At 63.1% G+C, this 14,974-nt stretch carries 11 protein-coding genes and 2 tRNA genes; 4 read left to right on the forward strand and 9 right to left on the reverse strand.

Going from position 1 to position 14,974, the window contains the following annotated elements; translation table 11 throughout:
* Positions 1-55: 55 nt before the first annotated feature.
* Positions 56-1,591 (forward strand): outer membrane homotrimeric porin, encoded by a 1,536-nt coding sequence (locus tag J7I12_RS07225; protein ID WP_118230242.1) that lies wholly within the window; start codon positions 56-58, stop codon positions 1,589-1,591.
* 457 nt (positions 1,592-2,048) lie between these two features.
* On the opposite strand, the gene J7I12_RS07230 is transcribed toward J7I12_RS07225, so the two are convergent.
* Together J7I12_RS07230 and J7I12_RS07235 are read right to left on the reverse strand one after the other, a co-directional pair.
* Complete coding sequence (locus J7I12_RS07230) at positions 2,049-2,477, reverse strand: OsmC family protein (protein WP_118230241.1); 429 nt, start codon at positions 2,475-2,477, stop codon at positions 2,049-2,051.
* Positions 2,478-2,584: 107 nt separating this feature from the next.
* Complete coding sequence (locus tag J7I12_RS07235) at positions 2,585-4,033, reverse strand: aryl-sulfate sulfotransferase (RefSeq protein ID WP_118230240.1); 1,449 nt, start codon at positions 4,031-4,033, stop codon at positions 2,585-2,587.
* Positions 4,034-4,277: 244 nt separating this feature from the next.
* Here J7I12_RS07235 and J7I12_RS07240 point away from each other — a divergent pair, with 244 nt between their 5' ends.
* The gene (locus J7I12_RS07240) at positions 4,278-4,973 is read left to right on the forward strand and encodes a Crp/Fnr family transcriptional regulator (RefSeq protein ID WP_165450866.1); all 696 of its coding nucleotides are present in this window, start codon (positions 4,278-4,280) and stop codon (positions 4,971-4,973) included.
* A 26-nt stretch (positions 4,974-4,999) separates the two neighbouring features.
* On the opposite strand, the gene asnS is transcribed toward J7I12_RS07240, so the two are convergent.
* A complete protein-coding gene (gene asnS / locus J7I12_RS07245; protein WP_302413352.1) occupies positions 5,000-6,364 on the reverse strand; it encodes an asparagine--tRNA ligase in 1,365 nt (454 codons plus the stop codon).
* A 215-nt stretch (positions 6,365-6,579) separates the two neighbouring features.
* On the opposite strand from asnS, the gene J7I12_RS07250 reads away from it, so the two are divergent.
* Positions 6,580-7,056, forward strand: coding sequence for a hypothetical protein (locus J7I12_RS07250; protein WP_118230237.1), 477 nt, complete (start codon positions 6,580-6,582; stop codon positions 7,054-7,056).
* Between the two features lie 148 nt (positions 7,057-7,204).
* Here J7I12_RS07250 and J7I12_RS07255 read toward each other — a convergent pair whose 3' ends face one another.
* The 3 genes from J7I12_RS07255 to J7I12_RS07265 form a co-directional block, all read right to left on the reverse strand.
* Positions 7,205-8,191, reverse strand: a complete 987-nt coding sequence (locus J7I12_RS07255) for an NAD(P)H-dependent glycerol-3-phosphate dehydrogenase (RefSeq protein ID WP_302548872.1) — start codon at positions 8,189-8,191, stop codon at positions 7,205-7,207.
* 234 nt (positions 8,192-8,425) lie between these two features.
* The gene (locus J7I12_RS07260; protein ID WP_118230236.1) at positions 8,426-9,862 is read right to left on the reverse strand and encodes a M14 family metallopeptidase; all 1,437 of its coding nucleotides are present in this window, start codon (positions 9,860-9,862) and stop codon (positions 8,426-8,428) included.
* A 363-nt stretch (positions 9,863-10,225) separates the two neighbouring features.
* Positions 10,226-10,423: a heavy-metal-associated domain-containing protein gene (locus J7I12_RS07265; RefSeq protein ID WP_118230235.1), complete on the reverse strand. Its 198-nt coding sequence runs from the start codon at positions 10,421-10,423 to the stop codon at positions 10,226-10,228.
* Between the two features lie 84 nt (positions 10,424-10,507).
* On the opposite strand from J7I12_RS07265, the gene J7I12_RS07270 reads away from it, so the two are divergent.
* Positions 10,508-12,847 carry a heavy metal translocating P-type ATPase gene (locus J7I12_RS07270; RefSeq protein ID WP_118230234.1) on the forward strand — a complete coding sequence of 780 codons (2,340 nt, stop codon included), beginning with the start codon at positions 10,508-10,510 and terminating at the stop codon, positions 12,845-12,847.
* 333 nt (positions 12,848-13,180) lie between these two features.
* Here the strand turns inward: J7I12_RS07270 and J7I12_RS07275 are convergent, their stop codons facing one another.
* From J7I12_RS07275 to J7I12_RS07285, 3 genes are all read right to left on the reverse strand, one after another.
* Positions 13,181-14,467 (reverse strand): sensor domain-containing diguanylate cyclase, encoded by a 1,287-nt coding sequence (locus J7I12_RS07275; RefSeq protein WP_498793451.1) that lies wholly within the window; start codon positions 14,465-14,467, stop codon positions 13,181-13,183.
* 223 nt (positions 14,468-14,690) lie between these two features.
* A tRNA-Asp gene (locus J7I12_RS07280) sits at positions 14,691-14,767 on the reverse strand.
* Positions 14,768-14,778: 11 nt separating this feature from the next.
* Positions 14,779-14,854: transfer RNA gene (locus tag J7I12_RS07285), tRNA-Val, on the reverse strand.
* Positions 14,855-14,974: the final 120 nt, after the last annotated feature.

Here is a 14,974-nt window from a genome sequence, read left to right on the forward strand (position 1 = left end):
TAGGCCAATGACGAGGAAAACGGGAAGGAATGTTCTTAAAAGTACAGGAGGTCACATGCACTATGCCCGTCGTTTTCTGACCCTGGCCGCCGCGCTCGGCGTCCTTTTTGCGGGGGCGCAGCCTGCCAATGCCGTGGATTTCAAAGTCAAAGGCGCTTTTGACGTCAGTTTTGAAACGTCCAACGTGCTGCCCAGGGGGGTGGGCGGCAGGGACACCTTCGGCGCCATTGAGCGCCTGCGCACGCAGATCGACGCCGTGGCCGGAGAAAACCTCTCCGGCAGCGTCCTGTTTACCGTGGGCACCGGCACCATGAACTGGGGCTCGGCCAAGGACGGCGCGGCCCTGGGCGCGGACGGCACGCAGAATCTGGGCGTGCGTCACGCCTATCTTGACTGGGTTCTGCCCAAAACCGATCTCAAGGTGCGCATGGGCATGCAACCCCTGCTGCTGCCGGGCTATGTAACGGGCTGGAGCGCCGTGTACGGCCAGTACACCACCGGGGTAAGCCTGAGCGCCCCCCAGATTAAACTGGGCGATGCCCAGGTGGGAGCCGCGTTTTTCTGGGGACGTCCGTACAACGACAATGCGGATCTGACCAAGTACGGCAAGAACGAAACGGGCTATCTGGACAATCTGGACGTGTTCGGGCTGAGCATACCCGTCACCGCGCCCGGCCTCAAGATCACCCCCTGGGGCATGTACGCCCTTATGGGTGAAAACAGCCTGCGCGGCATCAACGACAATACCGCCCAGCGGGAGCCCTCCATTTACGCGCCCCGCGGCGGCCTCATGCCCGTGCTGGGCAGCGGCGGCAACTATGTGAGCACCTTTGAAAAAGTCTACCGCAGTGCGCACAATACCTGGAGCAACGGCTACTGGGGTGGCCTTACCTCCGAGCTGAACCTCTGGGCCCCCTTCAACATCGCTGCCGAATTCAGCTACGGCGCGGTGGATATGGGCGAACTGCAAAACTACACGGGCTTCGGCGCTTCCGCCGCCCAGAACAAGACCTTTGAGCTGACCCGTAGAGGCTGGTATGCGGCCCTGCGTGTGGACTACAAATGTTCCTGGGGCACGCCCGGCGTCACCGCATGGTACGGCAGCGGCGATGACGACAACCCCTACAATGGCTCGGAACGTCTGCCCCAGTTCAATACGGCCTGGCCCGTGACCCCCCTGGGCTTCGGCGGCGGTTTTTTTGACCTGAACACCTGGAAAGTGCTGGGGCACAACCCCAGCGGTCTGGCCGGCGGCGTGGTCGGCATCAAAGACCTGAGCTTTCTTCAAGACCTCACCCACACCATAAAGGTGGGCTATTTTCAGGGCACCAACAGCGCGCAGATGCCCCGCAAGGCCAATATGACCAGCTACCCCACCCGTGCGGACGGCCCCATGGCCTACCTGACCACCACGGACCATGCCTGGGATTTCAGCGTCTCCAATACCTACAAGCTCTATGAAAACTTCTTGGTCAACCTGGAAGCCGCCTATGTGAACCTGCACCTGGACAGCGACACCTGGAACGGAGTGGAAGATTCACAATACCGCGATAACTGGCGGGTTTCCCTCTCCTTCCGCTACATGTTCTGATGTCGGCCGCGGCCGGGAGGCGGATTTTGCCCCGCCTCCCGGCCACTCTCGGCTGTATTTCTCGCGCGCTTTTTCTGAAACGCCGCTCCGCCGCCGGAGCGGCGTTCGTTTTACTCGCAAGGCTCTGTACGGGTTCTCTTTGCGCGGCAAAAAACCTCCTTATCCCGCGCGCCGCCTTTTCCCGCATCCGGCGCACCATTTCTTCTCGACTACGAACCGTCAGTTTGGCATTCTTATGGCTGTTCACCCTTTCCCCCTCTCGGTTTGCTGTTGTCTGTTAACTCCAGCTTTACCGATTTGGGGAGGGTGAACAACCTATTGAAACACTACACCTAGAGCATTTAACACTTGAAATGCTCGCTTACGGCAGGCAAAAGCCTGCCTTCTCGCATTTTGTGGCAAGGATTTTCAAGAAAATCCTTGCAGAGCAGTTAGCTCATTTCATTCGCTAACTGCCCTAAGCCTGCGGCGCGGCTTCGGGCCAGTCAAAGGTGAAGACCTGCTCCACTGCCGGATGCAGGCTGTGGTGCACGCCGCAGGTTTTGGCCGCGCGCTCCATGACGGTTTTTTCCTTGGCGCTGTAGGGCCGGGCGGGCATGTGGAAAATGACCTCCAGACGGCCGATGCGGCTGGGGCTGCCGGCCGTCATGGTCTTGGCGATTTCCAGGCGCGTGCCGCTCACGTCCAGGCCGTGGTTTTCGGCATAGGTGGCCAGCACGCTCATGGCGCAGGCCCCCAGGGCCGCAGCGCAAAGATCCGTGGGTGAAAAGCTCTCTCCGGAGCCGCCGTGGTCCGGGGTGGGGGTAGTGTACAGTTTGGTGCCGCTCAAGGTGTGGACGCATTCCACACGCCGGTTGCCCAGATAGGTTTCGGTAATGTTGGCCATGGGTTCCTCTGTTTGACGAAAAAGTTTTTTTGGGGGGGCGGGCCCAGTATGCAAAAAGGCCCCGTCGGCAGCAACGGGGCCTTTATATGGAGGAGGCGGGCCGGAGGCTACTCGGTGGCGGCCACGCAGTGGCCCGCGCCGCTGTAGTAGCCGATGGTGCCCTTGACGGAAACCGTGCTCATGGGGCCAAAGGGCGCTGCGCCCGGCACGCGGAAGTCCTTGACGCTCAGGGGTTCAATGGCCTTTTCCGCGGGGGCTTCAGCCTGCGGCACCCAGGCGTAAGGCAGGCGGTAGGCCCGGTACACCCAGTTCATGGGCAGGCTGATGTGCCCTTTGTAGGGGCAGACGTATTCCCAGACGATCTCGTGTTCGCTGGTGACCTCAAAAATACGGCCGTCCGAGCCCTCGCAAATGAGGGTATTGCCGTTGGGCAGACGCTGGGCCGAGCTGATGAAGGGGCTGTAGAAGCGGCTGGCGTCCAGCGGGACAAGGAAGCCGGCCTCATGCGGGGTGTACTGCCAGACCACCTTGAGGCTCACGGGGTCTATTTCCAGCACGCGGGAGTAGTCGCGCTGCGCGGCCTTGACGCCGTGGGCCGCGCCGGGGTTGGGCGCGCCGTAGCCGGCCCAGCCGCCGTTGTCGAAAACCAGGATGTTGCCCTCGCCGGGCAGACCGCGGGGAATCATGTGCGCGTGGTGCTGCCCGATAATCCAGCCCAGAGCTTTTTCTTCCGGCGTGTGGTTGTAGTCCGGACCCAGACGCCAGACGATCTTGCCGGTTTTTTTGTCCAGAATCAGGATGATGTTGGTTTCGCGGCCGTCAATGATAATGTTGTCGGGGTGGAAGCGGCTGTCCCCGGCGTCGAACCACTTGTTGGGGCCCAGGGTGGACATGGAGTTGACGTGCATCCAGTCGCCCACGCCGGGGGCGTCTTCCATCAGGGTGCCGCCGCGGTAGTTGGGGTCGCGGCACATGGCGTTGCGGGCCTCTTCTGAAAAGCCCATTTCTTCCACATGATCCGAGCAGGCCCATTCCCAAAGAATGTCGCCTTCCCAGTTCACTTCATAAATAACGTCGTCCACCAGGGTTTTGTCGCTGATGTAGGGCTGTACGGTATTGCGGTGGCAAAGCACCAAGGTGTTGCCGGAATCGATTCTGGGCTCGGAACCGGGCGCATAGTAGCCGGTGGAGCTGCCCTCGCGCTGAAAATCGTGGTGCTGCCGGGCCATCCAGCGCGGCTCCTGGCCGGGGTCTTCCACAAATTCCGCCCGGTCAAATTTCCAGACGATATTGCCGTCCCAGTCGATCTGCACCAGGTCCAGCTGGTCCTGCAGGCCGTGCTTGGGGTGCCTGGTGCCGGTGCTGCCCATGAGCATGCCGCCAGGGAACATTTTATTGGGAAAGCCGTGCACATCTTTCCACATGCGGATTTCATGCCCGTTCATGCCCAGAAGCAGGGCCCCGTTGTCGGGAGCCTGAATAATGGTGAAGCCGTTCCAGGCCTTGTCGGGATTGTACAGAGTGACGCCGGTGGGATAAATGGTGGGATGCCCCATAAGAACCTCCATTGTGGTAGCGTCGCGGGCCTTGCGCCCCGCGGCTTTGTGCTGCATGGGACATGGTATGGCGGGGAAGCGGGCCCGGATGTTGTGCTCGCAACATTATTCACAAAAAGAGGGGCGTAAACTGCCTCCAATCGTGAACGCGGGGCTGACAGCAAGGCTGGAAGCCGCCATTTGGTTTTGTCCTTTGCTTCACATATACTGGGGGTACGACCGCCTCGAGGGCAAGGAGAAACGCATGTCCTTCACCGAACTCGTTGGGCAGAACATGTGCTGGCGCACGGTAGCGCCGGCCAGGCCCAGACTGTGGAAAAAAGGCCACAAATTTAACGACGACGTGCCGCAGATGTTTTTTGTGGTCAGCGGCCGGGTACGGCTCATGGCCCTGGCGGAGGAAGGCGGCGAAAAAACGCTCTGGTATCTGCGCGACGGCTGCTGCTTTAACGAAACGCCCCTGTTTGCCATAAATGGCGGCATGGACATGCGCATCATGGGCGACGCCCGTTTTTATCACGAATGCGTGGAGGACAGCTACCTCTGCGCCTTCAGCGTCGAGGACGTGCTGCGGCTGGGCGCGCGGCAGCCGGAGCTGCTGCTCAACCTCTGCCACAGTTTCAGCTTCAAGGTGACCCTGCTGTCGCAGCAGGTGGTTTCGCTGAGCCTAGAATCCCAGATGACCCGCGTCTGCAAGTTCCTGGCTTCGCGCATTGTGCCGGGCTCGCAGCCCCTGCGTGCCCGGCGGGACATGTCCTACCGCGAAATGGCCGACCTGCTGGGCATGCACCGCATTTCCCTCTACAAAATCCTGCGTCAGGCACAAGGCCGGGGGCTCCTGCGCTTTGACAAGAACAGCGAGGACGTCCTCATCCTCCAGCCCGCAGAATTTTTCAAAGAAGCGCACCTGCCCCCCGCCGCCTGCGGCGGCCGGAACTGACGCCCGCCCCCTGCGCGGGAGCCGTCCTAAAACTCCAGGTTGCCCGGCGTACGCGGAAAGGGAATGACGTCGCGGATGTTGCTCATGCCCGTAAGCAACATGAGCAACCGCTCGAAACCCAGGCCAAAGCCCGCGTGGGGCACGCTGCCGAAGCGGCGCAGATCCAGATACCACCAGTAGTCTTCGGGCTTCTGGCCCAGCTCTTCAATGCGGGCCGTAAGCCTGTCCAGACGCTCTTCGCGCTGCGAACCGCCGATGAGCTCGCCGATGCGCGGCACCAGCATATCCACTGCGGCCACGGTGCGCCCATCGTCGTTCTGGCGCATATAAAACGCTTTGATTTCCTTGGGGTAATTATACACAGCCACGGGCCTGCCAAAATGATCCTCTGCCAAATAGCGCTCGTGCTCGGTCTGGAGGTCCGTGCCGAAGGCCACGGGATAGATGAACCTCTTGCCGCTCTTGCGCAAAATTTCCACGGCCTCGCCATAGGTCACGCGGGCAAAAGGGGCCGCCAGCAGGCCTTTGAGCCTGACCAGCAGGCCTTTGTCCACAAAGCTGTCAAACAGGGCCAGATCCTCGGCGCAGTGGGTCAGGACGTGATCAACCACATGCGTGATGAGGCTTTCGCCCAGTTCCATAAGGTCATCCAGATCCGCAAAAGCCATTTCCGGCTCAATCATCCAGAATTCGGCGGCGTGGCGCGGAGTATTGGAATTTTCGGCCCGGAAGGTGGGCCCGAAAGAGTAGACCCGACCCAGCCCCGTGGCCAGGGCTTCGGCCTCCAATTGTCCGGACACGGTCAGATTGCAGCGGCGGCCAAAAAAATCCCGGCTCAGATCCGTCTGCCCCGGCTCCAGAGCCGTCACGCGGAACATCTCGCCTGCGCCTTCGCAGTCCGCCCCGGTGAGCACCGGGGTGTGCACCAGAGCAAACCGGTGGGAGCGAAAAAATTCGTGCACCGCGTATCCGGCCTCGGCCCGGATGCGAAAGGCCGCACCGTACTTGTTGGTGCGCGGGCGCAGGTGGGCGATACCGCGCAGAAATTCGTCGGAATGGCGTTTTTTCTGCAAAGGGAAGGCTTCCGGATCGGCCTGGCCGAACACCTCTACCGAGGTGGCGCGCACCTCCCAGCGCTGGCCCTTGCCCGGCGAAACCACCAAAGCGCCGTGCACGCTCACGGCCGCTCCCGTGGAGGCTTCGCCCAGGCCCTCGTGCGCTGCCGTGCCCGCATCCACAACACACTGCAGATTGCCGCGACAGGAGCCGTCATTGAGTTCCACAAACGAAAATTCCCTGGAGTCGCGACGGGTGCGGATCCAGCCGCAGACGACCACATTTTCCACAGGCGCTTCGGCGTTCAGCACGTCCACAATCAAGGTACGCTGCATGGCGGTTGCCCTCACTTGCTGCAAAATATGCGCGCAGTGTAGCCCCTTTGCGGGTACGGCTCAAGGGGGCGGGCACGCAGCCGCGCCTAGCCGCCCCTTGGCCTTTTTTTAAAGATTATATAGACTGCGTTTCGGGCAACGCCCCAGCATCACGCAACGGCGCCGCGCCTTGGCGCGGCTTTTGGGCACCTTCAGCGCAGCGGAGTACATGCGGCATGAAAAAACTTTTTGGCATCCTGACCCTGGTCTGCGCGTTGGCTTTTTGCAGCGCAGCTTTGGCGGCCCAGCCCCAGGCGGGCAAACCCGTGCAGGACAAACCGGAAAAACACCTGGACCGCGTAACCACGGTGAGCGTGGCCTTGGACGGTTCGGACAGCATCGGCGCGCGTCTGGGCACGCGGCTCAAGGAGCGCTTTAACCAGAGCAGCCTTTTTGCCCTCAACGACGATGAGGAAAAAGACGTGCCCAAGCTCTACCTCATGCTCGACACCAAGCCGGAGTTTCCCGGCCGACCGGGCGTGGGTTCGATCTATTCCGTGAGTTGGGTCTTCAAACAGGGCAAGGGCTATCTCGGCTATCTGCTGGCGCGCGACCTGGGTGCCGTCAACGCGGAAGATATCGACGCCCTGGTGGACAAGCTCGTGGAACGCACGGACGGCATTGCCGCCAAGTATGGCAGCCTCTGGAAATAACGCATTACATCGCAAAGGCTCGTGCAAAAGGCTCCGGCGGCGCGGGGCCCTGCCATCCTCCCCTTCCCCTGTTTCGCTGAAATACTTTTGGCGGGAGGTCCCACACCAGGGGCCGCCCGCCAAAACGTTTTTCTCCGGTCCGCCCGGCTTATTCTTCCCGCAGGTCGCGGCCCATGAGGTCGCGCAACACCGCTGCCGGCTGCCGTCCTTCATAAAGGATGGCGTGCACGGCGGCGGTCAGGGGCGCATCTACCCCCAGTTGTCGGGCCAGGGCGTGCACGGCGGCCGTGGTTTTGACGCCTTCGGCCACCATGCCCAGGCTGGCGGTGATGCTTTCCAGAGCTTCACCCCGCCCCAGGCGCAAGCCCACCTGCCGGTTGCGCGAAAGGTCGCCCGTACAGGTCAGGGTGAGGTCGCCCAGGCCGGAAAGGCCCATGAAGGTGCGTGCCCGTGCCCCGCGCGCCACGCCCAGACGGCACATTTCCGCCAACCCACGGGTGATGAGGGCCGCGCGGCTGTTGTGCCCCAGGCCCAAGCCGTCACAGATGCCCGCAGCAATGGCCATGACGTTTTTAAGGGCCCCACCCATCTCTACGCCGGTGACGTCTGTGCTGGAATAGCAACGGAAGGTGGGCCCGGCAAAGACTTCGCGCAGACGCTGGCCCAGCGCCCGGTGGCGCGAGGCCAGCACCACGGCCGTGGGCAAGCCCTCCAACACCTCGGCCGCAAAGGAAGGCCCGGAAAGCACGGCGTAACGCGGCCGCACGCGGGTCAGGGCGCTTGCCGCAATGCCGGAGCAGGTGGACAGGGTTTCCAGTTCCAGCCCCTTGGCCGCGTTGACCAGCATGACGCCGGGACGGAAAAAATCCACCCGTTCCGTCAGCCAGGCGCGCAACTGCTGGGTGGGTACGGCCAACACCACCAGGCCGGCGGCCAGGGCCTGCGGGTCCGTACTGGCCGCAAGACGCGGACTGAGTGCGCGGCCCGGCAGATAGCGCGGGTTTTCATGCCGCCGGTTAATGGCCTGGGCCACGGCCGCATCCCGCAGCCAGAGGGTGACCCCATGTCCCTTGACGGCCAGCAGGTGGGCCAGGGCCGTGCCCCAGCTGCCGCCACCGGCCACGCAGACCTGCAGAGTATGGCTGTTCACTGCAAAATGCTCCTCACCCTTTTCCGCGGCAGATATGCCTTTGCAATGCAGGCAGACGCCCGCGTTGACGTATGGCCGCACAATGGCACAGCAGCGAAGTCGTGCCCGTAACGTCTTCTGCCGCAAAGGGGCACGCCCGCGGCGCAAAAATCAGCTTCCAGGAGGCCTGCCGCCCCGCCAACGCACGCCGCGACAGGACGGACGGCGACCGCCTGCGCCTCAGAACCCCAGGGCGGATTCCGGCCCCGGCCTGTCGGGCAACGGCGCGTTGCGCGCCTGCCGGGGTGCGTCGGTCACGAAGCGTACCAGAAGCATGCCACTGCAGCGCTGGCCTTTATACGCCTCCACCCGAAAAATGCACCCCTGCCGGTCCACGGAAAAGCGGGGCAAAAAATCCTTGCGGCGCAGGGTCAGGCCGCTTTCGTCCGCCTGGCCGCTGTCCACGCCGATGGCGTTGACGCGCACGCCCTGCTGCGGGTGTACCAGCAGCTCCCCGCGCACGTCCAGCACCTGGCCAAAAGGCACGTCCATGTCCTGGCCGTCCACGCGCACGCGCAGACCGCCGAGGCTGGTGTCCACCTCCCGCCATTCGGGCCGGATGAGCGTGATCATGCGGTTGCCGTAGTGCACGCAGTACTGGCCGTCGTTTTGCTCGCAGGGCAGCACGGCCATGATGGGTTTGGAAGGCACAGCCGTGGTCGAGGCCTCCTTGGGCAGGGGCAGATAATTGATGGTCGGGCGCGCGTCCTCCAGGGGCAAAAAAATGCGGTTGCCGGCAAAGGACACGCCCAGATTTTCCAGCAGGGCCCCGCGCACGCCCTGAGGGCTGAGCTCAAAGCCGCGTGCAAACTCCACCCCGGCCTGGCGCAGCAGCGATTCCACCATGCACAGATGATAGTAAGCGCGCAACTCCACGGGGAATTCCTTGCTGGCCTCCAGGCCAAAGGCCGCCTTGCCCTGGCGCACGGCGTAGTACGAAAGGCTTTTTTCCATCTCGCGGTCGCCTTCGGCCGTGCGCGTGTTGTGCACGTGCAGACGGTGGCCGGGGTCCAGCAGGCCCTCATTGGCGGCGGCGGCGGCCTGCCGCGCCTCATGGACCAGATCGCCCATGAACACGCCCGGCAGGCGCTCCTGATCGATGATTACGGACTGTCCCCAGCGCGCAGGATTGCGCAGCTTGTCCTCATGGGCAGGACGGTAGTAGCCGCTGCCGTCGTGCAGGTTGAGCACCAGAACCACCTTGGGATGCCGGATGAGATCCTGAATGCGACGCACCACGCTGTATTCCGGGTCGCCCCGGTCCAGCCGGGCGAACTTACGGTTCATGTCACCGTAGAGCCCACGCGAGCGCTTGATAATACTGGGGAAATTGAGATTTGGCACCACCCACAGGCCGCCCCGGCGGATGGTGTAGTGCGTGGACAGCAACGTGGCGGCGGAAAAGCCGCCGGGCTCATCGCCCTGGATGCCGCCCACCACCAAGACCACCTGCCCGCTCTCGTCGCCCAGGCGCACCAGGGTAAAGTCCAGCGCGGGCACAGGGGCCGTGGCCGCAGCCCGCGGCCACAGGCAGCAAAAAACCGCCAGGGCCAGCGCCGCCCATAAAAACGGGAAACGCCCCCCGCGCAAACCGGTAGAAGAAAAAAAGTCTTGCATGCCGCTGCCGCCGTTACGGGCCCGGCAGTATGGCCGCCGGGCCCGGAGGTGATTGCCGATACCTACGATATTCGGCGGCAAACGGCAAGGCGGCGACAGCGTCTCCCCGCCGCAACGGCCAGGCCCGGACCGGCGACGCAGCCCGGAACAGCCCGGAACAGCGTTGACCGGGCGGCGGTCAGGCGACGGACGCCTCGCTCCCTTTATTTAGAGCATTTAACACTTGAAATGCTCGCTTACGGCAGGCAAAAGCCTGCCTTCTCGCATTTCGTGGCAAGGATTTTCAAGAAAATCCTTGCAGAGCAGTTAGCTCATTTCATTCGCTAACTGCTCTAAAAAAACGGCAGTTGAAGAAAAAAACCCTTATTCCGGGTCAAAACCGATATTGGTGATGGCCGAGCGCAGGGCGGCCATATCCACGGGCGCGCTTTCTTCAAAGCGCAATTCCTTGGCCTCCAGGTCCACCTGCGGGTTTTTCACGCCGGCAATCTTGCCCGCTGCTTCCTCCACCGAGGCCTTGCAGTGCCCGCAGCGCATACCATTGACTTTCAGCGTTTTCATCATATCCTCCTTGGGAAACAATTTTCATTTTCAGATGACGGCAGTATACGCGCCGCCACGGTCAATGACAAGACGGAGGTCTGCATGAGCGCCAACAAGGAAGCAGGGGCCTGCCCCTTGCGTTTCGACATCGGAGGCATGCACTGCGCGGCCTGCTCCTCGCGTATTGAGCGGGTGGTGGGCCGCATGGAAGGCGTGGACAAAATCAGCGTCAATCTGGCCACGGCCAAGGCCGAAGTCTGGACCAGACCGGGCGAAGAGGACGCCGTCAGCAAAAGTCTGGTGGAACGCGTGGCCGCCCTGGGCTTTACGGCGGCCCCCGCCGCCGAGGACAACGCCTCCGCCGAGTTTGCGGCCAACAAAGCCCGCGCGCAGGCCGACATCCAGGCCCGCCTGCGCCGTCTGATCCCCATGGCCTGCTTTGCCGTGCCCTTGCTGGTGGTTTCCATGGGGCACATGGTGGGCCTGCCCCTGCCCTCCTGGCTGGACCCGCACAGCGCGCCCCGCACTTTTATGCTGGTGCAGCTGCTGCTGACCCTGCCCGTGGTCTGGCTGGGCCGCCATTTTTACAAAGACGGCATCGTGGCCCTGCTGCGCCGCGCCCCGGCCATGGACAGCCTGGTGGCCGTGGGCACGGGTGCGGCCTTCCTGTTCAGTCTGGGCAACACGCTCCTGGGGCTGGCCGGATCCGAGCCCATGACCCGCGCCATGAACCTCTACTACGAATCCTGCGCCGTGCTGCTGACCATGATTGAGCTGGGGCAGTTTCTTGAAGCCACAGCCAAACGCAAGGCCGGGGACGCCATGGGCGCGCTCATGAGCCTCACCCCGGAAACGGCCCTGCTGCTGGATCCCGCCGACGCGGCCGCCGCCCCGCGCGAAGTGCCCCTGGCCCAGGTGCGCGCCGGTGACACACTGCTGCTCAAGCCCGGCGGCCGCGTGCCCGTGGACGGCGTGGTGCTCACGGGCCGCAGCGCCGTGGACGTTTCCCTGCTGACGGGCGAATCCATGCCCGTGCCCGTGGCCCCGGACGACAAGCTGGTGGCGGGCAGCGTCAACGGCGAGGGCTCGCTCACCCTGCGGGCCGAGGCCGTGGGCGGTCATACGCGCTTGGCGCGCATCATCCGCCTGGTGCGCGAGGCCCAGGGCAGCAAGGCCCCCATAGCCCGGCTGGCCGACAAGGTGAGCTTTTACTTCGTGCCCACGGTCATGCTGCTGGCCGTGCTGGCCGCCCTGGCCTGGCTGATCTTCAGCAACGAGCCCATCACCACAGCCCTCACCGTTTTTGTGGCCGTGCTGGTCATGGCCTGCCCCTGCGCCATGGGCCTTGCCACGCCCATGTCCATCATGGTGGGCACGGGTCGCGGCGCGCAGTTGGGCGTGCTGATCAAGAACGGCGCGGCCCTGGAACAGGCCGGACGCATCAGCGTGCTGGCCGTGGACAAAACCGGCACCCTCACCACGGGCAAACCCGTGCTTACGGGCCTGGACGTGCTGCCCGACGCGGCGGCATGGGACGAAAACGCCCTGCTGGGTCTGGCCGCCAGCCTGGAGGCCCGCTCCGAGCACCCCCTGGCCCATGCCATTCTGGCCGCCGCCAAGGAACGCCAACTGATTGCCGCCGCAGTGGACGAAGTGGCGGTCAGCCCCGGACTGGGCATTGCCGGCAAAGTGGGCGCGGAAACCGTGGCCGTGGGCAACCGCGCTTTTATGGAAGAACGCGGTCTGCGCGTGCCGCAGGACGTGCTGGCCCATCTGGCCGCCCTGGCCGAAGCCGGCCAGACCCCGCTGCTTCTGGCCCTGGGCGCGGGGGCCGAGGCCCGCCTGGCTGCCGTGCTGGCCCTGGCCGACGCCCTGCGCCCCGAATCGGCCTCCGTGGTGGCCCGGCTGCGCCATATGGGCGTGCGCGTGGTCATGCTCACCGGCGATAACGAACGCACGGCCCGCGCCGTCGCCGCCAGAGCCGGCGTGGACGAAGTGGCCGCCGGCCTGCTGCCCGCACAAAAGGCGGACTATGTGCGCCGCCTGCAGGAGGAAGGAAATATCGTGGGCATGGTGGGCGACGGCGTTAACGATGCTCCGGCCCTGGCCGCGGCGCATGTGGGCATGGCCGTGGGCACGGGCGTGGACGTGAGCGCCGAAGCCGGCGACATGGTGCTCATGCGCGACGGCATGGAGGCCGTACTCACGGCCCTGGCCCTTTCCCGCGCCACCATGCGCAATATTCGCCAGAATCTGTGCTGGGCCTTTGGCTACAACATATTGGGCCTGCCCGTGGCCGCCGGCCTGCTGCACGCCTTTGGCGGCCCCATGCTCTCCCCCATGATCGCCGGCACCGCCATGGCCCTTTCCTCTTTCTCTGTGGTCAGCAACGCCTTGCGGCTGCGCTGGTTCCGCATCAAGGAGCAACCATCAGCCAGCTGAGAAGCCAGAAAACAACCTTGCGCAGCCCGTGAGCAGCAAAAAAACGTTGCCGCGGGCAGCGCAAAAAGGCTGCCGCTGCTGCGACGTTCTGCTTTGTCAGAGCAGACTACTTTTGAGAATGTATATTCTCAAAAGTTACGGCGCCCCCGTGCCGGCGCTTACCCGCGCAACTACATAGCGCTGCTGTCGTCATCCGTAGCCAGCACTGTTGTCTTTGCCCGGAGCTTCCTCCGTCGTAACGGGCCAAGCGCCTGCGTCGCAACGGCTGAAGCCGCGCCTCCACGGCGGGCGTCTGCCTACGTAACCACCAGGGCCTTGCAACGTTGCAATGCCCTATTTTTGTTCCTCCATCCTGCAGACCTTGTCCGCAAAGGCTATGGCGTTTCTGCCGTTGGCCTTGGCCCGATAGAGCGCCTTGTCCGTTCCCATGACGATGGCTTCGCCCGCACTGTGTTCACAGTAGGCGCAAACGGCAGCAATGGTTTTAAGGCCAATGCTCACGGTCACCCGTCCCCAGGAGCTGTCCACATGAGGAATCTGGAGGGCATAGACGGCGTCGCGCAGACGCTTTGCCATGACCAGAGCGCCCTCTTCGTCCGTATGGGGCATAAGGACGGCAAATTCTTCGCCTCCGTAGCGGAACAGCCTGTCCTCAGCGCGGAGCAGGCTGTCGCTCATGGCCTTGGCCACGGCCGTGAGGCAGTGGTCGCCTGCCAGATGCCCATACCGGTCATTAAAGAGCTTGAAATTGTCCACATCGATGAGCGCCACACTCAGCACGCCGCCGGCCCGGCCCAATCGCGACACCTCGCGGGCAAGCGAAGCGTCGAAATGCCGTCGGTTGTAGACGCCTGTCAGGTAATCCCTGGAGTTCAGTTCCGCCAGGCGGCGGTTCGCTACCTGCAACTGACGCTCAAGGTGTTTGCGTTCTGTAATGTCCAGATGGATGACGCAGATGGCGATGATTTTGTTCATCGCGCTGGTGATGGGGGTCACGGCAATAAGATATTCCCTGTCGCCTATGGCCAGTTCATGGTCAGGGATGCGGCCGCCGGCATCCAGCTTTATGAAATCCTGGACTATTTTTTCCCCGCTCTCCCGGTGCAGATCCTTCACGTGCCGGCCAATGACCTCCATGAGCGGCCGCCCCGATAGAACGGCATGCCTGGCATTGGCGGCCAGCAGCCGTCCGTCCCGGCCCACCACGCAAGCGGCTATGGGGGTCAGGCCAAAAATGGTGTCCAGCGCGGGCATTTCCTGCCCGGTCCGGGCCGGCAGGGCGGCCAGGTCGCACTCCACCCCCTGAAAGCCCAACAGCGCGCCGTCTTCGGCAAACAGGGGCACGCCACTGATTTCCACCACCAGCAGAAAGCCCGTGGCGGAAATATAGCGCACCACCACATGCGCAAAAGCGCACGGGGCCCCTTCACGATAAAACAGATCAGGAATTTTCGCGGCGTCCGCAGGGTCCATGAATTCCTGGAAGGGCCGCCCCAGCAGCCCACCCGCGTCCAGACCGAACAACTGTTCCTTTTGTGTGGAGGCCTGAAGGTAGTTCAGACCGGGGTCGACCTTCCACGACGGTGTTTCCACAGTCGCGCCTTGAAGTCCGTGTGGCAAAAGGCACCTCCTCCACGGGCCGTGGCGTGCGCCGCACGCGTCTGCAGGCCGTTACCATGTCTCTTGGGCAATATAGTTTTTTTTGCCGGTGGCGTAAACGAGGTCTGCAGGGTCTGCCGCAAAGAACGGGGCATAGCGGCTATAGAAGGCGCTTGCCCCGTTCTTGGGTGCGGAACCAAAAAGCGCGGCACCGCGATGTGGTCGCAGTGCCGCGCTTGGCTTCTGGCGGAGCGGAAGGGACTCGAACCCTCGGCCTCCGGCGTGACAGGCCGGCGTTATAACCGTCTTAACTACCGCTCCGTAAGGTGGGCTGGTGGGCAGTACAGGACTTGAACCTGTGACCCCCGCCGTGTGAAGGCGATGCTCTACCAGCTGAGCTAACTGCCCGCCCCGGAGATAGAGTTCTATGCAAAAGCCCCCGCTTCGTCAAGAAAATTTTGCCAAGTAAAAAAATTTAAACTTTTTTACTCTTTTATTACCCTCAATTTTCTGGCTATTTCTCCCGTC

This window comes from Desulfovibrio diazotrophicus, from assembly GCF_902498985.2.
Taxonomy (GTDB): domain Bacteria; phylum Desulfobacterota; class Desulfovibrionia; order Desulfovibrionales; family Desulfovibrionaceae; genus Desulfovibrio; species Desulfovibrio legallii.